The organism is Lentzea kristufekii, assembly GCF_033949925.1.
GTDB lineage: Bacteria > Actinomycetota > Actinomycetes > Mycobacteriales > Pseudonocardiaceae > Lentzea > Lentzea kristufekii.
In genome coordinates this window covers 267,608-288,683 of sequence record NZ_JAXAVV010000001.1, presented here as the reverse complement: position 1 = coordinate 288,683, position 21,076 = coordinate 267,608, and the positions used below count along the sequence as shown (strand labels likewise).

Genomic DNA, 21,076 nt, shown 5'->3' with positions numbered 1-21,076 from the left:
CCAGTTCGGGCGAAACTGATAGCTGTAGATCAACTCGGTCGGGGGGTGAAGCATGCGCAGTGTTCTTCTCGCTGTCGTCGTCGCCCTGTGCGCCGTGCTCACCCCGGCCGTCTCGACCGTGTCGATCGGCGCGCCGCCGCCGAAGTCGAAGACCTCTGCCCCCAAGGAGGAAGCGCCCCGCGAGGAGCGCGAGCCGAGCCGCCTGCGCCTGCTGGTCGCGTCCGTCGACCGCACGTCCAAAGAGGCCGGTCCGACCTTCTTCAGGGTGTTCACCCCGCGCGCCGTTCCCGGTGTTCTCGTACTCGTGTCCAACGCCGAACCAATGGTGGTCTGGCGCACACCTCCTGCGCTGCAGGTGTTCCGCAACTGATCGGTCCCCACTACCCGATCACAAACCGAACACTTCCACTTGTGCAGTGAGGGACTCCATGGACTTCCATCGCTTTGTTCAGCATGCCCGCGCACACGCCGCATCGCGTTCCCGCGCGCTCGGCCGCAAGCTCGCCGCAGGTCAGCAACCCACCACGATGTTCATCACGTGTGCTGATTCGCGCATCGTGACGGCCGCGATCACGGGCGCCGAGCCCGGTTCGTTGTTCGAACTCCGGACCGCGGGCAACGTGATCCCGCCCTATTCGCTGACCGCGCCCACCAGTGAGATGGCCACGATCGAGTTCGCCGTGCTGCAACTCGGCGTCAGCGAGATCGTCGTCTGCGGCCACTCGCACTGCGGTGCGGTCGGCGCGTTGCACGGCGGCGGCATCGACCACCTGCCCGCCATGCGCGGCTGGCTGCGTCCCGGACGGCCGCGCAAGTCGTCGGACCCCGCGATGCGCGCGGAGGGGCAGGACCACGTGCGCGCCCAGCTGGAGGTCCTGCTGGCCTACCCGTTCGTGGCCGACAAGGTCGCCTCGGGTGAGCTGCGCGTCCACGGCTGGTTCTACGACATCGAGACCGGCCAGGTCTCCGCGTGTGCCGAGCACGCTTTCCTTCCGCTGTAGGGGTCTGACGTGATGAAGAAGAACTGGACCGATCTCGGCGCGTCGGTTGTCGTGTTCCTCGTGGCGCTGCCGCTGTGCGTGGGCGTGGCGGTGGCGTCCGGGGTGCCGGCCGAACTCGGCATCGTGACCGGCGTGGTCGGCGGCATCGTCGTCGGCCTGCTGCCCGGCAGCACGATGCAGGTGAGCGGGCCGGCCGCCGGTCTGACGGTGTTGGTGGCGGATGCCGTCTCCCGGCACGGGATCGCTGCGCTGGGCGTGATCGTGCTCGGCGCAGGCCTGTTGCAGGTGGTGCTGGGCTTAGCGAGGTGCGGACGCTGGTTCCGCGCGATCTCCCCGTCCGTGGTGCAGGGCATGCTCGCGGGCATCGGGCTGGTGCTGATCTTCGGTCAGCTCCGGCACCTGACCGTGTCCCCGGTCGCGCTGGCGCTCGGCCTGCTCACGGTGCTGATCATGCTGCTGTGGCAGCGGACTCCGTTGCGCGTCGTACCGGGAATCCTGGTCGGCGTGGTCGTCTGCACCGGGCTGGCGGCGGTCTTCGGGTCGCCGGTGGACCGGATCACCGTCGGTGAGTTGTCGACTGACGTGCACCTGCCCGACTTCTCGTTGCTGAACACCGGGGTCATCGGCACGGCGGTGGTCTTCGCCCTCGTCGCGTCCGCCGAGTCGATGTTCAGCGCCGCCGCCGTCGACCGCATGCACGACGGCCCGCGCACGCAGTACAACAAGGAGCTGGTCGCGCAGGGCGTGGGCAACACGGTCTGCGGCCTGCTCGGTGCGTTGCCCATGACGGCCGTGATCGTGCGCAGCGCGGCCAACGTGTCGGCCGGGGCCCGGACGAAGGCGTCCAGGGTGCTGCACGGCTTCTGGCTGCTGCTGTTCGTGGTGCTGCTGCCGGGGTTGCTGACGCTGATCCCGGTCGCCGTGCTGGCGGCGGTGCTGGTGCACGCCGGGTGGAAGCTGCTCGGGCTGCGCGAGGTGGTCGCGTCGTGGCGCACGGACAAGGCCGAGAGCTTCGTCTTCGTCCTGACCGCTGGTCTCATCGTGGGCACCGATCTGCTCACCGGCACCGTGGCGGGCCTGCTGGCCGCGGTGATCAAGACGGCGTGGGACGTGTCCAGGCTGTCGGTGGTCGTGACGCCGGAGGGGGTGGCGTTGCGCGGCAACGCGACGTTCCTGCGGCTGCCCGTGCTGCTGGACGAGCTCGACCGCGTGGACCGGGAGCACGTCCGGATGGACCTGAGCGGGGTCCGGCACCTCGACCAGGCCTGCGGGCAGGCGATCGACCAGTGGGTGGACCAGTCCCGGCGGGCGGGCAGGACCGTCGAACTGGTCGGCAGGTAGCGGAAGGCGCCGCGACCACGTGGTCGCGGCGCCTCCCGTTCAGCCGGTCACTTGTGGCTGGTGAACTGCCCGCGCACCGCACCACCGGGGAACGCCGCCGTGTGGATGTTGGAGTAGAAGCCCTGGGGCGACTGGCGAAGCGCGTCCAGCGTGGCCTTGTCGGCGGTGGCCGTGCCCGAGACCGCGAAGATGCCGTTCGGGACGGCGGTGCCGAAGAACGTGATCTTCACGGCGCCGTTCACGCCCTTCGCGCCCTGGTGGACGTGGCCGAGCGTCGCCGCGTCCACGTTCACCCAGGCCAGCGAGAAGTCGACGCCGGTGGCGGTGGGCCGCACGAGCGTGACGGCCTGACCGTCCGGGTCGCCGACCTTCGGGCCGCCCTGCACCGGGACCTCGTTGCGGCCGTTGGAGAACGCGCGGAGCTTGCCGCCCTTGAGGATGTCGAGCGGGTTGATCTGCCTGGCCAGCGGCGTGAGCTGGCCGCGGACGGCGCCGCCGGGCTTCTCGGTGCTGTGCAGGTTCACGTAGAAGCCTGCCGGGTTCTTCCGGATGTCCTCGGCGAGCTTCGGGTCGACGACGGTCTGGCCGGCGGCCGAGGACAGCGTCTCGGGCATCGCGGTGGTGAAGAGGTTGACCTTCACCGCGCCGTTCTGGCCCGCCGCGCCCTGGTGGATGTGGCCGAGGCTGAGCTGGGACGTCTTCTTCCACTCCAGCGCGAACGTCACACGGTCGCCGCGCACCTCGACCAGCGCCTTCGCCGAGGCGTCCTCGTCACCCACGGCCGGACCGCCGGGGGTGGGGACCTCCTGGCGGCCGTCCAGTTCGGCCGTGAAGAACACGGGCTTGCCGGTGGCGGGCTTCGTCGGCTGGTCCGGGGTCTGGCCGGGCGCAGGAGAGGGCGTGCCGTGCCCGTTGCCGTGGTCCTGCGCACCGGCCTTCGTGGCGGTCGGCTGCTGCGCGGAACCGCCCGCGTCGATGGTCAGTGCGGGGCCGTCGGCGGCGAAGGTCTCCAGTGCCGAGCCGCCGTTCTTCACGACCACGCGGACCTCGATCCGGCCGCGGCCGGGCTTCACCGTGAAGGTGCGCGTCTCGCCCTTCTTCGCGCTGTCGAGGCAACGGCCTTCCAGCTGGTCCGCGGCGCAGAGGCTGGCCTCGTACCCGGCGGTGTTCGTGATCTTCACGGTCACGGCGTCCTGGGCGGCGGACGCCGGCGTCACCACGGCGAGTCCGAGCGTGGCGCCCAGAAGGCATGCGGCGGCGACGGTTTTGTTGACAGACATGGGATTTGCTCCAAGGCTCCGCAGTGGGAGTCGGGGGGTCTGGCGGACCCGACATGACCAACACGGACGTCGATCGGATTCGGTTCAAGGATCTTTCCGATGAACCGAACGACGTCTCACCACGTGTCATCGTCGGAACAGGACACACCCGCTAGGAGACGAAGATGCGTGCACGTATGGGAATTCTGCTGGTGCTGGCCCTTCTCGCCGTGCTGGCCGCCTGCGGAAACGAGGCGCCACAACGAGGTGCGCCGCAGGAGGTTCCCGCGAAGGCCGAGGTGAAGATCGCGCAGTCCGAGCTGGGGCCGATCCTGGTCGACCAAATGGGACGCACGCTCTACGGCTTCACCAAGGACAAGGACAAGTCCAGCGCGTGCGACACCGACTGCGTGGCCGTCTGGCCGGCACTGACCGCGGAGTCCACAGTGGATGCGAAGGACGGCGCTGACAGCAAGCTCGTCGCCCTGATCGTCGAGAGCTCGCAGGCCGTGTACGGGGAGTGGCCGCTCTATTACTACGTGGGAGACCAGGTCGCGGGCGACGTGAACGGCCAGGGCGTCGACGACGAGTGGTTCGCGATCGCCGCGGACGGGAAACTCGTCAAGAAGAGCTGATGAACACTGGGCCGTTCGGGTGTATCCGGCTAACGGCCGTGTGGGAGATGTCGACCCTGCAGATGAACCAGTAGGGGGCGACACATGACCAGCGCAGGCTTCGACGCGAAGTTCCTCGGCACCGCTGCCGGGATCCCCGTCCTCACCGACTCGGGAGCGGCCGACGCGGTCGAGCTCGACGGTTCGACCACGATCGACTACACGCACTTCTCGCTCGCGATGAGCAAGTCCCGCAAGTTCGCGAGCTGGGTCGCGTGGAACATCGACGGTGGCGAGATGAAGGCGCTGAGCCGCAACAACATCCCGTTCGTCAAGGATCCGCGCATCCCGGCCGCGTTCCAGACCGGCGACGAGCTCTACCGCGACAACCGGCTCGACCGCGGCCACCTCGCCCGTCGCGCCGACCTGTGCTGGGGCCCGAAGGCCGAGGCGCAGAAGGCGAACAGGGACTCGTTCTTCTTCACGAACATCACGCCGCAGATGGACGACTTCAACCAGAGCACCAAGGAAGGGCTCTGGGGCAGGCTCGAGGACGCGGTGCTCGCGGACGTCGACGTCGACAACCTCAAGGTCAGCGTCTACGGCGGCCCGGTCTTCAACGCCGACGACAGGGTGTTCCGCGGCGTCGCGATCCCGCGCGAGTTCTACAAGGCGATCGCGTTCGTCGTGGACGGCGAGCTGCGCTGCAGCGCGTTCCTGCTCACCCAGAACATCGTGCTGGCCGAGGCCCTCGACCTGGACGAGTTCCGGGTGTTCCAGGTGTCGCTGACCGAGCTGGAGAAGCGCGTGAGCCTCACCTTCCCGGCCGAGCTGCACGCCGCCGACACCGCGTCCGTGCAGCTGCTGGACGAGACCGAGCGCAAGCCGCTGGACAGCCTCGCCGACATCAGGTGGTGATGATCAGACCGGGCAGGGCCTGACGCAGTTCTGCCAGGCGCGCGGGCGACTCCGCCTGGTGCACCACCAGGCGTTCCAACGCCGGCAGCGCACGCAGGTCGTCCACCGCCGGTGATCCGAACACCTCCAGCGTCGTGATGGTCGGCCACCGCTCCAGCCCCGCCAGCGGGTAGGGCGGGCGGTGGTCGATCGCCAGCTCCCGCAACGCGGGCAACGCCGGCAACGCGCCCAGCCCCTCGTCGGTGCCCGAGTCGCGGATCTGCAGCCGCCGCAGCGAACCGCCGTCCAGCGATGCGAGGTCGACGCGGCTGAAGTGCAGGTGCAGCTCGTCCAGGTCCTTCACCGGCGCCAGGTCGATCCGGCCGAGCGGACGGCACCGGCTCAGGTGCAGCTCCTTCAGCGACGCCGACGGGCCCAGCGGCGAGAGGTCGCGCATGACCTCGTTCTGCCACAACTCCAGCCGGTGCAGCGAGGGCATGGCGCCCAGCGGGTCGAGCGGGTTGATGTTGCCGATGCACCGCACGTACCGCAGCTTCTCCAGGTGCATGATGAACTGGATCCGGTGCCAGCCGCGGACGTCCACCCGCCGGTCGCCGAAGTCCACTTTGGACAGCACGGACCTGGCGTACTTCTCCGCGTCCGGTGTGTTCCGCCACGCCCGCAGCAGCTCGTCGATGACCATCGCGTGGTCCACGGCGACGAACTCCGCGATCCGCTCCCACGCGCCCTCGCCACCGATGTTGGCCAGCGTCCGCACGATGTACGCGGCCTCTTCGGACGCCTCGGGGCCCGGCAGGAGGTCGACCACGAACGACCCCGCCTCGGACAACGCGTCGGCGTGCGCGAAGCTCTTCGGCGGGATCAGCGAGGAGGCCGCGGCCGTCACCTGTGCCCGCGCGGTCTCCGGTTCGATCACGTCGGCCTGGTCGAGGCACGCCAGCGCGAGCAGCCGCAGCTTGTCCCGCCCGCGCTCGTCCTTGCGGGTGTCGTCGTTGCCCGCCAGCAGGTCCATCAGCACGCGGGCCCGTTCCCGCGGACGGGCGTGCGCGACCGCCATCACCACGACGTCGTGCCACTCGTCCAGATGTGCCCTGTCCACCAACAGGTTCAGGTCACCGGCGTCCACGACCTCCTTGGCCGCCAGGTAGTCCCGGAACGTCCGGTGCACGAACTGCACGCGCTCCGGGGACACCTCCCGCAGCAGCCCGGCCCGTTCGAGCAACCGCTGCATCGCCTCGTCCGGGTCGATGTCGTGCGACCGCAGCCCGCGCATCGCGTTCCCGAGCCGGTGCACGGCCTCCTCGCGCGGCACCATCAACTCCCGGTTGCGCACCAGCGAGTACGCGAAGCGTTGCAGCAGAACGAGTTGCTCCTCCTTGGAGAACGACGGCAGCGCGAGCCCGCGGTCCTCGTCCCACCGCACCAGCAGCAGGTCCAGCGCGGCCTCGTACAGCGACCGCCGATCGCGTGGCAGGTGCATGTTCCGGTCCTGGTGCAACGCGCACAACAGCCCCGCCAGCAACGGACTCGACGCGAGCCGGCGCAGGTCGGGCCGTTTCACGAGTGTCGCCACCAGCCGTGCCTCGCACTCGGTCAGCCACACCCGCGCGTCACGGGAGAGCCCCGGCTCGTCGCGGGCGGCGGTGTGCCAGGCCTCCACGAAGTCGCGCACACCCTTGTCGCTCAACGGCAACAGGTCGAACGCGGCGAAGTCCAGGTCCTCCAGCCAGTCCTCCGGCACCGCGGCCGGGCGGGTCGTGATCGCGTACCGGGCCTGCGGATAGGCGTTGACCAGCTTCTCCAGCCACAGCCGGGCCTCGGCCCGGCGTTCCCACACCAGCTCGTCCACGCCGTCGACCAGGACGAGCGCGCGTCCTTCCCTGAGCCGCGCGGTGACCCAGCCGGACGGCTTCTCCTCCTCGATCATCGAGGCCGTCGACGAGATGAACTCCTCCGGCTTCGGCAACGTCGTGTACTGCCGCAGCGGCACGAAGAACGGCACCAGTCCGAGCCACTCGTTGCCCGAGGTCCGCGTCTCGCCCAGGGCGTTCATCGCGAGCCAGCGCAGGAACGTCGTCTTGCCCGCGCCCGCACCGCCCCTGATCAGCACCCGAGGCGTGTCCGCGAGCGCCGCCGCCACCGGCAGCCCGGCCCCGGTCAGTTCGTCGGTGTCGCCGACCCGCGCGACCGCCAGCGACACGTACGAGGTGTCGAACGACTGCCTGCGCGGTGCCCGGCCACGCGACACCGCGAACAGCTCCAGCCCGCCCAGAGCGTGCGCGACCTGCTCGGCGTAGCGGTCCTCGAAGTCGCGGTGCGACGACGTGAGCGCCAGTTGCTGCTGGTCCGCGAGCCGCGCCACGGCATCCGCGGTCGCCCTGCCCATCCGGAACATCTCGACCGCGAGCCGCCGCGCGTACTCCGGCTGCGACCACACCAGCTCCACGATCGCGACGCACACCCGCAGCAGCAACGCGTCGTAGACCGCCGTCGCCTGGTCGGACAGCCCCGCCGCCCGCCGGATCGCCGCCGACCTCGCCATCACGTGGGCGCGCAGCGACTCGGGCGTCAGCATGATCCGCAGCGCCTCTTCCGGACGCAACGGCAGCGACGCCTCGATGGACTCCCGCACCGCGTCCACCGCGGCCCGCCACTCGTGTTCCTCGACCGTGCTCAGCTCACCGCGCGCGAGCTCCGCGCTGACCCGTTCGACCAACGGTCCCGGCCTGGTCAGCTCGCGCCGGCGCTTCTTGTCCTTGGCGCCCTTGTGCACGACTTCGAAGAGACCGAGCAGCACTCGCTCCAGCACGGTCTCGAGCACCATCAGCAGTCCGGCGGAGAACGGGTCGGCCACATTTCCAGTATCAGCACGTGATCACCGGAGCCGAGCGGACTTCACCAGCTGTTCACTCCGGCAGCGCGACCTTGCGGACGTGCCCGATGGCGAACTCCCGGCTCGTGCCGTCGTCGCAGTCCGCGGTCAGCACACCTTCGAGGTGCTTGGCCGGCACGATCACGTGCGTCTCGGTCCGGCGCGGCCCGCTCGCGTACTTGATCTCGACGCGGCTCCCGTCGACCAGCGCCGACGACAGCAGCACGACCTCCTCGTCGCGCAGGAAGACGTTCTGGTCGCGCAGCATCCGCGCGGCGTTGGCCCGCGGCGTGCCCCGGCCCGCGCTCGGCCGTTCCTGCTCGACCAGCCTGACCGCGAGCTGGGTCAGCTCCAGGTCGTCCATCTCGGTGCGCCACGACCGCTCCGGGCGGCGCTCGCCCCTGGCCGGCGCCCGCAGCCGTTCGACGGTCTCCACCACGGACCTCTCGCCCGCGTCCAGCCCCGTCGGCGCGTACCCGCACCGGCGTAACGCCGCGAGCGTCTGCGTCATCGGCCGGTCCGACGCCAGCACCGTCGGCGCGAGGAACCGCAGCTTCAGCGACCCGAGCCGCTTCGACTTCACGATCTCCTGCAGCAGCAGGGGATCCGAGGCCCGCACGCAGCTCGCCACGTCCGTCACGGTGAGCTGCCCGTGCCGTCGCGCCACGTCCCGCACCTGGTACTCGATCACCTGCGGCAGCGCGGCCTCCGACACGGCTTTCAGCCGTGCGAGCACCTCGTCGGCCGACAGACCCGAATCCAGCGCGCGCCGCACCGAACCGGCGGACAGCCGCCACACCCGTGCCGCGTCGTTGTCCTCCAGGTCCGCCACCAGGTTCAGCGTCGCGCTCAGCTCCGGCGACGGCAGTCCGTTCACGACCGCGGTCATGTCCGTCTGGAACGCGGCCTTCTCCGTCGCCGGTGGCATCAACGCGTCCGCGGCGGCGTCGACGTCACCGTCGTGCAGCACCGCCGCCCCCAGCGGCGTGAGCGCGCCACCGGCCACCAGGCCCAGCGACTCCATCTCGCCGATCACCGCCGCCGTCGCCCTGGGGTCGTGCACGGCAGGGCGTTCCCAGGCCAGGTCCTCGACCAGTTCGCCGATGTTCGTGAAGGCCTCCTGCGCCGAGAACCGCTCCAGCGCACCGCGGCGCAGCACCAGTCCGGCGGCACCGGTGTAGTCCCGCAACGCCGCCCGCGCCAGGTCCGGCTCCGGCCGCCAGTCCATCCGCCGCCAGGCCGCGACCAGCGCCGAGAGCCGTGCTCCCGGGTGCGAGCCGAGCCACGCGTCGCCCTGCTTGGTCGGCAGCAGCCGGGACCGTTCCACCCCGACCAGCTGGGCCTCGGTCGCGAGCTCCAGCCACAGCCGCAGCACGCCGTCCGCGACCCGCAGGGCTCTGGCGACCCGGCGGATCTCCACGGTCGCGACGCCACCGGTGTAGCGAGCGTCGAACGTGTCCTGCTCGCAGTGCGCCAGCAGCCGCGCGACTCCGTCCACAGTGGACATAGCGGCGACGATCGGTGAGATCTCGGACGCCCTGCGCCTGCCGGGAGTCCTCGGCCGCAACGTCAGCTGCCCCTGCGCCGCGCCGTTCGCCCGCACGGAGTTCACCGCGACGAGCCGCGGCCCCTCCGGCCAGGCCAGCGCCCGTTGCTTCAGCTCACCGAACGCCCGCTCGAAGTCGCCGGCCGAGCACCGCAGCTCGGCGCACACCGTGTCGACCGTTCCGGTGTTGTTCTGCGCCACGATCGCGCCGAGCACGTCGAGCGCGCCCTGGTCCAGCGTGTCCTCGGCCGCGTGCACCGACTCGGAGTCGGTCAGCTGCGTCGCCAGGTCCTTCAACGTCCGGATGTAGCGGTCGGCGATGTCACGACGGTGCACGAGTATCGCGGCCACCTCGTCCGGCCCGAGTTGGAGGAGCCAGGTCGCGAGCGCGTTGATACGGCGGGGCATTCACCGGATTATGGCCTGATTGTGTGTCCTCAAACGAATTTTCACGCTCATGGGCGATCCGCCTAGGCTGACTCGGTGACGTTCGACGGTTTCGGCGAGTACGCCATTGACTTCTACGACGGCCTGGTCCTCGACAACTCGAAGGCGTACTGGGACGACAACAAGGAGACCTACCTGCGCGACGTGCGCGCCCCGATGGAGGCGCTGATGCTCGCGCTCGAGAAGGAGTTCGGCGAGGGCAAGATCTTCCGCCCGTACCGCGACGTGCGGTTCGCCAAGGACAAGACGCCGTACAAGGACCACTGCGGCGCCGTGATCGAGAAGGGCCGCGGCGGTGGCGCGTACTACGTGCAGCTCAGCCCCGAGGGCCTGATGACCGGCGGTGGCTCGTTCCACATGCAGTCCGACCAGCTCGCCCGCTACCGCGCCTCAGTGGACGCGCACGGCGTCCTGCTGCGCAAGATCGTCGACAAGCTGCTCGAGCAGGACTGGCAGCTCGCCGGTGACGTGATGAAGTCGAAGCCGCGCGGGTTCGCCGACGACCACCCGCACCTCGACCTGCTCCGGCACCGGTCGATCTACGTGCGCAAGGTGTGGGAGCCGGACGACGTGCTGCACGAGCCTGGCTGCCTCGACCGGGTGCGCAAGTCGTGGAGGCAGCTCAAGGAGTTCAACGCGTGGTGCGAGGACCACGTCGGCGTGAGCGAACAGCCGAGGCGATAGCCCAGCCGAGACCGATCCCGAGCACGTCCACCAGGGCGTCCAGCACGTCGCCGCTGCGGTGCAGTGGCGTGATGACCTGCTGGAGCACTTCCGAAACGCCTGCGTAGGCCACTAGAGCGAGCAGAATGTGAGGAACCTTCGCGTACAGGCCGGTGAACGCGAGCAGGGCGAACAGCAGCGTGTGGACCACCTTGTCCGTACCGGGCGGAGAGCTCGGCACACCTGACTCGGGGGTGAACAACACGACGACGCTGAGCGACACCGCGATCACGAACGGAAGTACTCGACCCATTGTCAGAACATTACCGAGGAGTAGTTCGGGATCGGTCCAGGAACGGGGTCTACTCTCTCTACACGTGAGTCGACGCGCAAAGATCGTCTGTACCCTCGGTCCCGCCACTGGCACGCCGGAAAAGGTCCGTGACCTGGTAGCGGCCGGTATGGACGTGGCCAGGATGAACTTCAGCCACGGCAGCCATGCCGACCACAAGCAGGTTTACGACATGGTCCGCGCGGCAGCCGACGAGTCCGGCCGCGCCGTGGGCATCCTCGCCGACCTCCAGGGCCCCAAGATCCGCCTCGGCCGCTTCGCCGCGGGTCCGGTGGACTGGAACAACGGCGACGTCGTCCGCATCACCGTCGAGGACGTCGAGGGCACGCACGACCGCGTGTCGACGACGTACAAGGAGCTCGCGAAGGACGCCAAGGTCGGCGACCGCATGCTCGTGGACGACGGCAAGGTCGCACTCGTGGTCGTCGACGTCGAAGGTTCCGACGTCGTCTGCGAGGTGACCGAGGGCGGACCCGTCAGCAACAACAAGGGCCTCTCGCTGCCCGGCATGGACGTCTCCGTGCCGGCGCTGTCGGAGAAGGACATCGAGGACCTCGAGTTCGCGCTCTCGCTGGGCGTGGACTTCATCGCGCTGTCCTTCGTGCGCTCGCCCGCGGACATCGACCTGGTCCACCAGATCATGGACCGCTCGGGCAGCAAGCGCCTCCCGGTGATCGCGAAGATCGAGAAGCCGGAGGCCGTGGACAACCTCGAGGCCATCGTCCTCGCCTTCGACGGCGTCATGGTCGCCCGCGGTGACCTGGGCGTCGAGCTGCCGCTGGAGCACGTCCCGCTGGTGCAGAAGCGCGCGATCCAGATCGCCCGCGAGAACGCCAAGCCGGTCATCGTCGCGACCCAGATGCTCGACTCGATGATCACCAACTCCCGCCCGACCCGCGCCGAGACGTCCGACGTCGCGAACGCGGTGCTCGACGGCGCGGACGCCCTGATGCTGTCCGGCGAGACCTCGGTCGGCCGCTACGCCATCGAGTCCGTGCAGACCATGGGCCGCATCATCGAGGCCGTCGAGACCGAGTCGGTCGTCGTGCCGCCGCTGACCCACGTCCCGCGCACCAAGCGCGGCGTGATCTCGTACGCGGCCCGCGACATCGGCGAGCGCCTCAACGCGAAGGCCCTGGTCGCGTTCACGCAGTCCGGCGACACGGTCCGCCGTCTGGCCCGCCTGCACACGCACCTGCCGCTGCTGGCGTTCACGCCGGAGCCGGCCGTGCGCTCGCAGCTGTCGCTGACGTGGGGCACCGAGACGTTCCTGGTGCCGCGCGTCGAGTCCACCGACGAGATGGTCCGCCAGGTCGACGTCGCCATGATCGAGATCGGCCGCTACCAGGCCGGTGACCTCATGGTCGTCGTCGCCGGATCGCCTCCCGGCACCATCGGTTCGACCAACCTCATCCGGGTGCACCGCCTGGGCGAGGACGACCACGCCTGACGAGTGTTCCGGCTCTCAGCCGGGTACGTCGTGATGCCGGCCCCGCGCCCTCATACTGGTTGTGAGGGAGCGGGGCCGGTGCCTTGCTGAGACGCTAGGAGTTCTGCTGTGACTGAGGCCGCCCGTGCCGCTGCTACGAGCCCGTCGGGCCTGAGCGGACAATCCGCAGTGGACGACCTGGTCGCGTTGCTCGACCTGGAACGCATCGAGGAGAACATCTTCCGCGGTGTCTCTCCCGCGGAGTCACCCGTGCGCGTCTTCGGCGGCCAGGTGGCGGGCCAGGCCCTGGTGGCCGCCGGCCGCACCGTCCCGGTGGAACGCCGGGTGCACTCGCTGCACTCGTACTTCATCAGGCCAGGCGACCCGCGCGTGCCGATCGTGTACGAGGTGGACCGCATCCGCGACGGCCGCTCGTTCACCACCCGCCGCGTCGTGGCGGTGCAGCACGGCAAGGCGATCTTCGCCCTGTCCGCCTCGTTCCAGGTCGAGGAACAGGGCGTCGAGCACACCTCCGAGATGCCCGAGGTACCGGACCCCGAGTCGCTGCCGACGTGGACCGAGTCCGCCAAGAGCTACCCGCTGGTGAACCTGAAGTTCCCGCGCCCCATCGACGTCCGGTACGTGACCGAGCCGCCGTGGGAGTCCCGAGAGGACGGTCCGGGCGAGGCGGCGTCGCGGGTGTGGATGAAGGCGGACGGCAAGCTGCCGGACGACCCGATGCTGCAGCTCTGCATCATGACCTACGCCTCGGACATGACGCTTCTGGACGGCGTCCTGGCCAAGCACGGCGTTTATTGGGGACTGGACAAGGTGCTGGGGGCCTCTTTGGACCACGCCATGTGGTTCCACCGGCCTTTCCGGGCCGACGAATGGCTGTTGTACGACACGTCTTCGCCTTCCGCGTCCGGGAACCGAGGGCTGGCCACCGGGCGGTTCTTCACGCGGGACGGGCAGCTGGTGGCGACCGTGGTGCAGGAAGGGCTGATCCGGGTGATCAAGTCTTCACCCGACGGTGAGTGAGTTCGCACCCCTGGTCGAGGGATCAAGGACGACTCGCGGCGCGTCGATGATCCAGTGGTGATCACGACGCTGGCCGGTTACGACGCCCTGTCCGAGGACGACTGCAGGCGGCACGAGCTGGTTGACGGCGAACTGGTGGAGATGCCGCCGCGCACTCCAAAGCATCAGCGAGCACTGATGATGCTCACGAATCAGCTGTACGAGCAGCTACCGGCCGGGCTGGACGTCGTGCACTCGTTCGACGTTCTGCTCAAGGACGGCAGTTGGCCGTTGATGCGCAAGCCGGACGTTGTGGTGGCGTCGGTCCAGGCTTTCCGGGATGAGGTCACCCGGTTCGGCGCTGCGGACGTGACGCTCGTGGTCGAGATCATGTCGGAGGAGTCTGAGGACGTCGATCTCCGGATCAAGCTGCGCGAGTACGCGGCAGCCGGAATTCCGCACTACTGGATCGTCGCTCTCGACGGTTCGGCGACCATGGCCGCGTACTCCCTCGCGGATGGCCGGTACGAACTCGCGGAGGGTGGCACTGGAACGCTCGACGTCGCGAACCCGTCGCCTATGACGCTGAACCTGGACGAGTTGATCCGCTAAGCCTTGCGGCGCCTGTGCGTGGGCCGCAGGTTCGCCGGCGGCGTCAGCGCACGGGTCTCCACCCGCTCCAGCACCACCGAACTGGTCAGGTTCCGCACCTCCGTCCGCGAAGCGATCTTGTCCATCAGGAACGCCTGCAGGTGCGTGGAATCGGCGACGGCGATGTGGATCAGGAAATCGGCCTGCCCGGACACGTGGAAGATCGACCGCGTCTCCGGCTGAGCCATGACGAACGCCCGGAACCCGGCCACCACGGTCCGGGTGTGCGGCCGCACGTTCACCGAGATGACGGCTTCCAAAGGCAGTCCGGTGGTCGCGGGGTCGACCACGGCGTGGCACCCCGTGATCACACCCAGATCGCGCAGCCGCCGCACCCGTTGCAGACACGACGAAGGCGCCAGTCCGACGATCTCCGCCAGCGCGCGGTTCGGCAGGGTCGCGTCGTTCTGCAACTCCTCCAGGATGTGCCAGTCGACCGAATCGAGTTCGGCTTGTTCGCGCATAACCGAACATCGTACTGACCTGCTGGAACTCACACGAACGAACCGTCGACGATCTGCGCCATGCACATCGCGTGGACGTCGTTCCTGCTGGCACTCGTGGTGATCACGGTCGTGCCCGGTCCCGACTTCGTACTGGTCATGGGGAACGCGGTCCGGAGCTTCAAAAAGGGCGTCGAGGCGGCGCTCGGTGTGCTCACCGGGCTGCTGATCCACGGGACGCTCGCGACGGTCGGGTTGTCCGCGCTCGTGGCGGCGGCGCCGACGGCGTTGTTCGTCGTGAAGGCGGTCGGCGCGGTGTACCTCGCCTACGTCGGTTTCATGACGCTGAGGTCCGCGAGCAAGCCGATCGAGAGTCAGCCGCGGCAGAAGAACGTGTTCCTGCGCGGCATGTTGTGCGATCTGTTGAACCCCAAGGTGATGCTCACGTTCCTGAGCCTCATCCCGCAGGCGATGGACCCGAACGCCGCGCCCCTCCCGCAGGCGGCGATGCTGAGCGCGGTCACGGTCGGCGTGTTCGCGGTGTTCTGGGTCATCGTGGTGCCTTCCGCGCGTCAGCTGGGCAGGCTGCTGAGCCGGCCCAGGTCCCGCGCGGTGTTCGAGCGGGTCTGTGGGACCGCTCTCATCGGGTTGGCGGCGTCAGTTCTCGCTACCTGAGTCCCACGTGACGGACAGTTCGTCACGCGTTCCGAAGCGGACCAGGTGCCGTTCGACGACGTCGCGCAGGCGTGCCACGTCCTCCTCCGACGTGCACACCACGCGCATGATCAGCGCGTCGTCCGAGGCCTCGAACTCCGCGAGGCCGGCGGAGAAGCGGACGAAGCCGCGGGTGTCCTCCCAGGACCCTTCGAGGTCCTTGGCCGTGAAGTGCTTCACCAGCTGCGATCCGTACCTGGGGGCACGGTCGGTCGCCGAGCGTCCCACGCTCGTGAATTCCGTCATGAAGCCAACTTACGCCTAGCAATACGTACCGGCACGTGACGCGGTTCACCTGCCAAAACGAAGTCTGAGAACACCCTGTGACGTCTCGCGAAACCGGGGAGAACACGGCAGGCTGTCCGCTATGACGGAAGGCAAAGCACGTATCGCGGTCACCGGTCTCGCCACCATGGGAAGCAACCTCGCGCGCAACCTCGCGCGCCACGGCTTCAAGGTGGCCGTGCACAACCGGACGCCCGCGAAGATGAAGGCCCTGCTCGACGAGCACGGCCACGAGGGCGACTTCGTCGGCGCCGAGACGTTGCAGGACCTGGTGGACAGCCTGCAGACGCCGCGCCAGATCATCATCATGGTCAAGGCGGGTGGCCCGACCGACGCCGTCATCGACGAGCTGAGCGGGCTCCTGGAGCCCGGCGACATGGTCATCGACGGCGGCAACGCCCACTTCAACGACACGCGCCGCCGTGAGGCCGCCCTGAAGGAGAAGGGGCTGCTCTTCGTTGGCGCCGGCATCTCCGGTGGCGAGGAGGGCGCGCTCAACGGCCCCAGCATCATGCCGGGCGGTCCGGCCGAGTCGTACAAGCACGTCGGCCCGGTCTTCGAGGAGATCGCGGCCAAGGTGGACGGTCAGCCGTGCTGCGTGCACGTCGGGCCGGACGGCGCCGGGCACTTCGTGAAGATGGTCCACAACGGCATCGAGTACGCCGACATGCAGTTGATCGCCGAGGCGTACGACCTGCTGAGCCGCATCGGCGGGCAGACGCCGGCGGAGATCTCCGAGGTCTTCACGCAGTGGAACTCGGGCGACCTGGAGTCGTACCTGGTCGAGATCACCGCCGAGGTCCTCAAGCACGTCGACGCGAACGGCACGCCGCTCGTCCAGGTCATCGAGGACGCGGCGGAGCAGAAGGGCACCGGCCGCTGGACCGTGCAGGAGGCGCTGGAACTGGGCGTCCCGGTCACCGGCATCGCCGAGGCCGTCTTCGCCCGCAGCCTGAGCGGCCACACCGACCAGCGCAAGGCCGTGCGGGACGCGTTCGGTGCCAGCGAGGTCGTCGCGAAGCCGGACGCCGAACTGGTCGACGACGTGCGCCAGGCGCTCTACGCGTCGAAGGTCGTCGCGTACGCGCAGGGCTTCGACATGATGCGCGAGGCGTCGAAGAACTTCGACTGGAACATCGACCTCGGTGCGATGGCGACGATCTGGCGTGGCGGCTGCATCATCCGCGCGCAGTTCCTCAACCGCATCCGCGAGGCGTACGACGCGAACGCGAACATCGCGTCTCTTCTGGTGGACGAGTACTTCCGCGACGCGGTGCAGAACGCCGAGGCCGCCTGGCGCAGGGTCGTGGTCCGTGCGGTCGAATCCGGCGTGCCGACGCCGGGCTTCGTGTCCGCTTTGGCCTACTACGACGGACTTCGCTCCGAGCGACTGCCCGCCGCGCTCGTGCAGGGACAGAGGGACTTCTTCGGAGCGCACACGTACAGGCGCACCGACAGGCCCGGTAGCTTCCACACGTTGTGGTCGGGTGATCGATCAGAGGTGGAAGCGTGAGATTTCGAGTTCTGGGGGCGGTCGTCGCTGTGGCGGCAGGGGTGTCCCTGACGTCCAGCGGCGGCGCCGTGGCGGTCGGCAACGAGGCCCTCACGGCTGATCTCGACACGATCCTGGCCGACAACGCGCTCAAGGGCGCGGACGTCGGCCTGGTCGTGCGGGACGCCAACTCCGGCGAAGTGATCTACACCAGGCAGAGCGGCAGGCGTTCCCAGGTGGCGTCGAACATGAAGCTGCTCACCACGGCGACGGCGCTGGACCTGCTGGGCCCGGACTTCCGCTGGAAGACCGAGCTCGTGTCGAGCGGCACGAAGTCCGGGGCGGTGCTCAACGGCGACCTGGCGCTGCGCGGCGGTGGCGACCCGACGATGTCCCGGCTGCGCTACCAGCAGCTCGCGGACACGTTGAAGGCCAGTGGCGTCACCACCGTGAACGGCGCGCTGGTCATCGACGACACGAAGTTCGACGCGCAGCCGTACGGCACGGGCTGGGCGTGGGACGACGAGCCGTTCTCCTACAGCGCGGAGACGTCGGCACTCACGCTCTCGCCGGACGCGAAGTTCAGCGCGGGCACGGTGGTCGTGCGCGTCAAGCCGGGCGCCGCGGCGGGCGCCCCGGCCGTCGTCACGACCGAACCGGCGAACGACCACGTGCAGGTCGTGTCCACGGCGACGACCGGCAACGCCGGCCTCTTCGTGGAACGCGAGCACGGCACGAACCGGATCATCGTCAGCGGGTCGACCTCCGTCGAGACCACCAGGCTCTCGTCGGTCAAGGACCCGACCGGTCTCGTCACGTCGGTGTTCCAGAAGGCGTTGCAGGCCAGCGGGATCACCGTCACCGGCGGTGTGAAGCGGCAGAAGGCGCCGGCCGGTGCCACCGTCCTCGCGACCGACACGTCGATGACGCTTCGCGAGCTCAACGTGCCGTTGCTCAAGGACAGCAACAACATGCTGGCCGAGGTGCTGGTCAAGACCGCGGGTGGCTCGTTCACCAACGGCGTCAACCAGCTCAGCACCAAGTGGTCCGGCCTGGGCGTCGACCCGAACGCGGTCGAGGTCTTCGACGGCTCCGGCATGTCCCGGCTCGGCCAGTTCTCGCCGGACGACCTCACGTCGGTGCTGATCAAGGCGAAGACCAAGCCGTGGTTCTCCGCGTGGCAGGCCTCGCTGCCCGTCGCCGGTGTCGACGGCACGCTGGTCAACCGCATGAAGAACACCCCGGCCGCGGGCAACGTGAAGGCCAAGACCGGATCGCTCTCGGGCGTCTCCGGCCTGGCGGGCTACGTGAAGACCGCGGCGGGCCGTGACCTCGTGTTCTCGGTGGTGCAGAACAACGTCCTGCTCTTCAACAACCCGAAGAACATCGAGGACAGGATCGCCGTGCGCCTGGCCTCGGAGGGCGGCTCGGTGTCGCCGCAGATCCAGTCGGTGCCGCAGCAGCGCAAGGCCCCGGCGCAGGACCGCGCGAAGGTTCCCGCCCAGGAGCGCTTCGACGTGGAGTGCTCCTGGATCGGCACCTGCTAGCGGAACGTCCCAGGTGGAGCCGCCCCGAGCGTTTTCGGGGCGGCTCCTCGTTCTTCTACGCCGGCGCCGTGACGGGTTCGAGCCCGTTGCGGTCCGGGTCCACCAGGTACACGCGGGCGTTCGAGATGTCGAAGTACAGGCCCTTCAACGTGAGCGTGCCCGCCACGATCGCCTCCCGCACGCTCGGGTAGCCGAGCAGGTTGTCCAGCTGCTGGGCGACGTTCGCGACGGAGAGCCGGTCCGCCACCGGCAGTTCCGCGCAGCCGGGCGCCGTTGGCGCGTGGAACCTGATCAGCGACGGTTCGGCGTTGCGCAGCCACGAGTGCAGGTGCGATCCGCGTGGCGCGGACCCGTTGACCAACGCCTTCATCGCACCGCAGTCGGAGTGTCCACACACGACGATCGTGCTGACGTTGAGGATCTCCACGGCGTACTCGACCGCCGCCCCGACCGACTTGTCGCCGGAGGACGACATGGGCACCAGGTTGCCGATGTTGCGCACGCAGAAGAGGTCGCCCGGCCCGGACGTGGTGATCAGGTTCGGCACCACGCGGGAGTCCGCACACGTGATGAACAGCTGCTGGGGACGCTGTCCGCGCAACGCCAGTTCGTGCAGGAACGGTCGCACCAACGGCGCGGAACGGCGTTCGAACTCGTGCATCCCGCGCAGCATCGGGTCGCTTTCGACCAGAATCGACGTGGAGGAAGCCCGCTGGGCCGGCAACGTGACGGCGTCCGGTGTGCCCTGCCAGTGCGACCACGGCGCGAACCAGCGCGGCAACGGGCCGGGCAACGTCTTGAGCCGCCCCGGTTTGCCCTGGTTGGCCCGGTCGAACCAGGTGTCGTGCACCTCGTCGACCCGCACCCGTCCACCGAGCCGTTCGTAGCCCTCGCGCCAGTCGTTGATCGCCTCGTAGGACGCGTGGTCCAGGTAGTCGATGTGCAGTTCCAGCACGACGGTCTGGCCCTGCGGCATCCCGCGCAGCTCGCGCACGAGCCGTCCGACTCCCAGGAACACCAGCGATCCCCGCACGCAGACCCGGTTGCCCTCGACGCGCACCGAGCAGTGCGTCAACCGGTACAGCGCGCGCAGCAACGCTATGACGAGCCCGGCGACCACGCCTTCCAGCAGTCCGAAGAGGACGACGCCGAGGACGGTCGCGGCGTAGACCGCGAACTCCCCGTGCTGCAACAGGTTCCGCATCCTCTTGAGCGACACGAGCTTGAGCCCGACGACGAACAGCACACCCGCGAGCGCGGACAACGGGATCAGCTCCAGGGCGGGGGTGAACGCCAGCACCGCCACCGCGATCCACAGGCCCTGGAAGATCGCGGCGTACCGGGTCTTGGCGCCCGCCGCGACGTTCGTCGAGCTGCGTGCCAGGCCGCCGCTGATCGGGAACCCGCCCAGCGCGCCCGCCAGCACGTTGCCGGTGCCCTGCGCGACGAGTTCCTTGTCCAGCCGGGCGCGCGGCCCGTCGTGCAGCCGGTCCGTGGCGACGGCGGACAGCAACGACTCCATGCTCGCCACCAGCGCGACCGTGACGACGGCCATGACCACCGTGCCGGCGCTGCCCTGCGGCAGCTCCGGGAACGTCAGCGCGTGGCTGTCCGGCAGGTCGACGTGGGCGACGTCGAGGCGCAGCACGATCGCCAGCGAGGTCGCCAGAACCACGGCCACCAGCGGCGCGGGAACCAGCGAGGCACGCGGAACGCGCGGCCACAGCAGCAGGACGGCGATCGCCACCGCACCGGCGATCACCGAGCCCGAGGAGGCGCCGGCCAGTTCACCCGGCAGCAGGGCGAGGTTCGCGGGCACGGACGACGCCGCCGTGCCGCCCAGCACCACCACGAACTGCCCGGCGGCGATCGAGATGCCGATGCCCGCGAGCATGCCGTGCACGATGGCGGGGGACAGCGACATCACCACGCGGCTGATCCCGGTGAGCCCCAGCGCCACCTGCAGCACGCCCGCGGCCAGCGTGATCGCCGCGGTGGCCGCCCACCCGAACTGCGTCACCAGCCCGGCGACGATGACCACGAGCCCGGTGCCGGGCCCGCTGATCTGCAACGGGGCTCCGCTGATCGCGCCGACGACCACGCCGCCGATGACCGCGGAGATGATGCCCGCCATCAGCGGCGCGCCCGTGGCGTGCGCGATGCCGAGCGACAACGGGATCGAGATGAGGAACAGCACGAAGCTCGCGGGCAGGTCGTGCTTCAGGATCAGCGGAGGACCGTGCGGGGTGTGCTCGCCGGCGTTGGACCTGGTCAGATGGTTCACGGGTTTCCCTTTGCTGGACAACGGCACAGCCCTGTGCGACGGATGCACAGGGCCGGGGGGAGGGGAGCTGCGAAGGGTGCGCTCTAGAGGCGCTCTAAGGGCAGCAAGCGGCGCGGCCGGACGGCATCGAGCTCGTCGGCGCGGTCATGCGGGGTCGGCACGGGAACACCTCCGTGTCGGCACAGGCATCGAGGGCCG

Annotated in this window: 19 protein-coding genes; 12 read left to right on the top strand and 7 right to left on the bottom strand. The window is 69.2% G+C overall.

Translation table 11 applies throughout. From position 1 onward, the window contains the following. Positions 1 to 52: 52 nt before the first annotated feature. From SK571_RS01420 to SK571_RS01410, 3 genes are read left to right on the top strand one after another with little or no spacing between them, the layout of a single operon-like run. Positions 53 to 370, top strand: coding sequence for a hypothetical protein (locus tag SK571_RS01420; protein ID WP_319982186.1), 318 nt, complete (start codon positions 53 to 55; stop codon positions 368 to 370). A 58-nt stretch (positions 371 to 428) separates the two neighbouring features. Further along, positions 429 to 1,001, top strand: coding sequence for a carbonic anhydrase (locus SK571_RS01415; protein WP_319982185.1), 573 nt, complete (start codon positions 429 to 431; stop codon positions 999 to 1,001). 12 nt (positions 1,002 to 1,013) lie between these two features. Beyond that, positions 1,014 to 2,342, top strand: coding sequence for a SulP family inorganic anion transporter (locus tag SK571_RS01410; RefSeq protein WP_319982184.1), 1,329 nt, complete (start codon positions 1,014 to 1,016; stop codon positions 2,340 to 2,342). Positions 2,343 to 2,389: 47 nt separating this feature from the next. On the opposite strand, the gene SK571_RS01405 is transcribed toward SK571_RS01410, so the two are convergent. Further along, a complete protein-coding gene (locus tag SK571_RS01405; RefSeq protein WP_319982183.1) occupies positions 2,390 to 3,622 on the bottom strand; it encodes a CHRD domain-containing protein in 1,233 nt (410 codons plus the stop codon). A gap of 164 nt (positions 3,623 to 3,786) precedes the next feature. On the opposite strand from SK571_RS01405, the gene SK571_RS01400 reads away from it, so the two are divergent. Together SK571_RS01400 and SK571_RS01395 are read left to right on the top strand one after the other, a co-directional pair. Beyond that, positions 3,787 to 4,236, top strand: coding sequence for a COG4315 family predicted lipoprotein (locus SK571_RS01400; protein ID WP_319982182.1), 450 nt, complete (start codon positions 3,787 to 3,789; stop codon positions 4,234 to 4,236). 84 nt (positions 4,237 to 4,320) lie between these two features. Beyond that, the gene (locus SK571_RS01395) at positions 4,321 to 5,133 is read left to right on the top strand and encodes a DNA/RNA non-specific endonuclease (RefSeq protein ID WP_319982181.1); all 813 of its coding nucleotides are present in this window, start codon (positions 4,321 to 4,323) and stop codon (positions 5,131 to 5,133) included. On the opposite strand, the gene SK571_RS01390 is transcribed toward SK571_RS01395, so the two are convergent. Both SK571_RS01390 and SK571_RS01385 read right to left on the bottom strand, forming a co-directional pair. Continuing rightward, positions 5,123 to 7,987 carry an NACHT domain-containing protein gene (locus SK571_RS01390; protein WP_319982180.1) on the bottom strand — a complete coding sequence of 955 codons (2,865 nt, stop codon included), beginning with the start codon at positions 7,985 to 7,987 and terminating at the stop codon, positions 5,123 to 5,125. The genes SK571_RS01395 and SK571_RS01390 overlap by 11 nt on opposite strands. A gap of 52 nt (positions 7,988 to 8,039) precedes the next feature. Beyond that, positions 8,040 to 9,959, bottom strand: coding sequence for a helicase-associated domain-containing protein (locus SK571_RS01385; protein ID WP_319982179.1), 1,920 nt, complete (start codon positions 9,957 to 9,959; stop codon positions 8,040 to 8,042). A 75-nt stretch (positions 9,960 to 10,034) separates the two neighbouring features. Between SK571_RS01385 and SK571_RS01380 the strand changes: the two genes are divergently transcribed. Then, the gene (locus SK571_RS01380) at positions 10,035 to 10,682 is read left to right on the top strand and encodes a DUF2461 domain-containing protein (RefSeq protein ID WP_319982178.1); all 648 of its coding nucleotides are present in this window, start codon (positions 10,035 to 10,037) and stop codon (positions 10,680 to 10,682) included. Here SK571_RS01380 and SK571_RS01375 read toward each other — a convergent pair. Next, positions 10,630 to 10,974, bottom strand: a complete 345-nt coding sequence (locus SK571_RS01375) for a VanZ family protein (protein ID WP_319982177.1) — start codon at positions 10,972 to 10,974, stop codon at positions 10,630 to 10,632. The genes SK571_RS01380 and SK571_RS01375 overlap by 53 nt on opposite strands. 64 nt (positions 10,975 to 11,038) lie before the next feature. On the opposite strand from SK571_RS01375, the gene pyk reads away from it, so the two are divergent. The 3 genes from pyk to SK571_RS01360 all read left to right on the top strand — a co-directional run bounded on the left by pyk (position 11,039) and on the right by SK571_RS01360 (position 14,074). After that, entirely contained in the window at positions 11,039 to 12,463 is a 1,425-nt protein-coding gene (pyk, locus tag SK571_RS01370; RefSeq protein WP_319982176.1) for a pyruvate kinase, read from the top strand. Positions 12,464 to 12,571: 108 nt separating this feature from the next. After that, the gene (gene tesB, locus SK571_RS01365; protein ID WP_319982175.1) at positions 12,572 to 13,483 is read left to right on the top strand and encodes an acyl-CoA thioesterase II; all 912 of its coding nucleotides are present in this window, start codon (positions 12,572 to 12,574) and stop codon (positions 13,481 to 13,483) included. Between the two features lie 57 nt (positions 13,484 to 13,540). Next, the gene (locus tag SK571_RS01360; RefSeq protein WP_319982174.1) at positions 13,541 to 14,074 is read left to right on the top strand and encodes a Uma2 family endonuclease; all 534 of its coding nucleotides are present in this window, start codon (positions 13,541 to 13,543) and stop codon (positions 14,072 to 14,074) included. On the opposite strand, the gene SK571_RS01355 is transcribed toward SK571_RS01360, so the two are convergent. Further along, on the bottom strand, positions 14,071 to 14,577 hold the full coding sequence (locus SK571_RS01355; protein WP_319982173.1) for an Lrp/AsnC family transcriptional regulator: 507 nt from the start codon (positions 14,575 to 14,577) through the stop codon (positions 14,071 to 14,073). The two genes, SK571_RS01360 and SK571_RS01355, sit on opposite strands and share 4 nt — an antisense overlap. A gap of 60 nt (positions 14,578 to 14,637) precedes the next feature. Between SK571_RS01355 and SK571_RS01350 the strand changes: the two genes are divergently transcribed. Further along, positions 14,638 to 15,231, top strand: a complete 594-nt coding sequence (locus SK571_RS01350) for a LysE family translocator (protein ID WP_319982172.1) — start codon at positions 14,638 to 14,640, stop codon at positions 15,229 to 15,231. Here the strand turns inward: SK571_RS01350 and SK571_RS01345 are convergent. Further along, on the bottom strand, positions 15,214 to 15,516 hold the full coding sequence (locus SK571_RS01345) for a DUF2218 domain-containing protein (RefSeq protein ID WP_093597188.1): 303 nt from the start codon (positions 15,514 to 15,516) through the stop codon (positions 15,214 to 15,216). The two genes, SK571_RS01350 and SK571_RS01345, sit on opposite strands and share 18 nt — an antisense overlap. 121 nt (positions 15,517 to 15,637) lie before the next feature. On the opposite strand from SK571_RS01345, the gene gndA reads away from it, so the two are divergent. After that, positions 15,638 to 17,068 (top strand): NADP-dependent phosphogluconate dehydrogenase, encoded by a 1,431-nt coding sequence (gene gndA / locus SK571_RS01340; RefSeq protein WP_319982171.1) that lies wholly within the window; start codon positions 15,638 to 15,640, stop codon positions 17,066 to 17,068. Further along, a complete protein-coding gene (dacB, locus tag SK571_RS01335; protein ID WP_319982170.1) occupies positions 17,065 to 18,594 on the top strand; it encodes a D-alanyl-D-alanine carboxypeptidase/D-alanyl-D-alanine endopeptidase in 1,530 nt (509 codons plus the stop codon). The genes gndA and dacB overlap by 4 nt, the downstream gene beginning before the upstream one ends. A 55-nt stretch (positions 18,595 to 18,649) precedes the next feature. Here dacB and SK571_RS01330 read toward each other — a convergent pair whose 3' ends face one another. Then, on the bottom strand, positions 18,650 to 20,878 hold the full coding sequence (locus tag SK571_RS01330) for a SulP family inorganic anion transporter (RefSeq protein ID WP_319982169.1): 2,229 nt from the start codon (positions 20,876 to 20,878) through the stop codon (positions 18,650 to 18,652). Between the last annotated feature and the right edge of the window lie 198 nt (positions 20,879 to 21,076).

What these genes read in the sequence shown, in the direction of transcription:
- SK571_RS01385 (WP_319982179.1), bottom strand. Translation starts at nt 9,959, where the DNA reads ATGCCCCGCCGTATCAACGCGCTCGCGACCTGGCTCCTCCAACTCGGG.
- SK571_RS01355 (WP_319982173.1), bottom strand. Translation starts at nt 14,577, where the DNA reads ATGCGCGAACAAGCCGAACTCGATTCGGTCGACTGGCACATCCTGGAG.
- SK571_RS01410 (WP_319982184.1), top strand. Translation starts at nt 1,014, where the DNA reads ATGAAGAAGAACTGGACCGATCTCGGCGCGTCGGTTGTCGTGTTCCTC.
- SK571_RS01400 (WP_319982182.1), top strand. Translation starts at nt 3,787, where the DNA reads ATGCGTGCACGTATGGGAATTCTGCTGGTGCTGGCCCTTCTCGCCGTG.
- SK571_RS01345 (WP_093597188.1), bottom strand. Translation starts at nt 15,516, where the DNA reads ATGACGGAATTCACGAGCGTGGGACGCTCGGCGACCGACCGTGCCCCC.
- SK571_RS01395 (WP_319982181.1), top strand. Translation starts at nt 4,321, where the DNA reads ATGACCAGCGCAGGCTTCGACGCGAAGTTCCTCGGCACCGCTGCCGGG.
- SK571_RS01375 (WP_319982177.1), bottom strand. Translation starts at nt 10,974, where the DNA reads ATGGGTCGAGTACTTCCGTTCGTGATCGCGGTGTCGCTCAGCGTCGTC.
- gndA (WP_319982171.1), top strand. Translation starts at nt 15,638, where the DNA reads ATGACGGAAGGCAAAGCACGTATCGCGGTCACCGGTCTCGCCACCATG.
- SK571_RS01350 (WP_319982172.1), top strand. Translation starts at nt 14,638, where the DNA reads ATGCACATCGCGTGGACGTCGTTCCTGCTGGCACTCGTGGTGATCACG.
- SK571_RS01420 (WP_319982186.1), top strand. Translation starts at nt 53, where the DNA reads ATGCGCAGTGTTCTTCTCGCTGTCGTCGTCGCCCTGTGCGCCGTGCTC.
- SK571_RS01415 (WP_319982185.1), top strand. Translation starts at nt 429, where the DNA reads ATGGACTTCCATCGCTTTGTTCAGCATGCCCGCGCACACGCCGCATCG.
- SK571_RS01405 (WP_319982183.1), bottom strand. Translation starts at nt 3,622, where the DNA reads ATGTCTGTCAACAAAACCGTCGCCGCCGCATGCCTTCTGGGCGCCACG.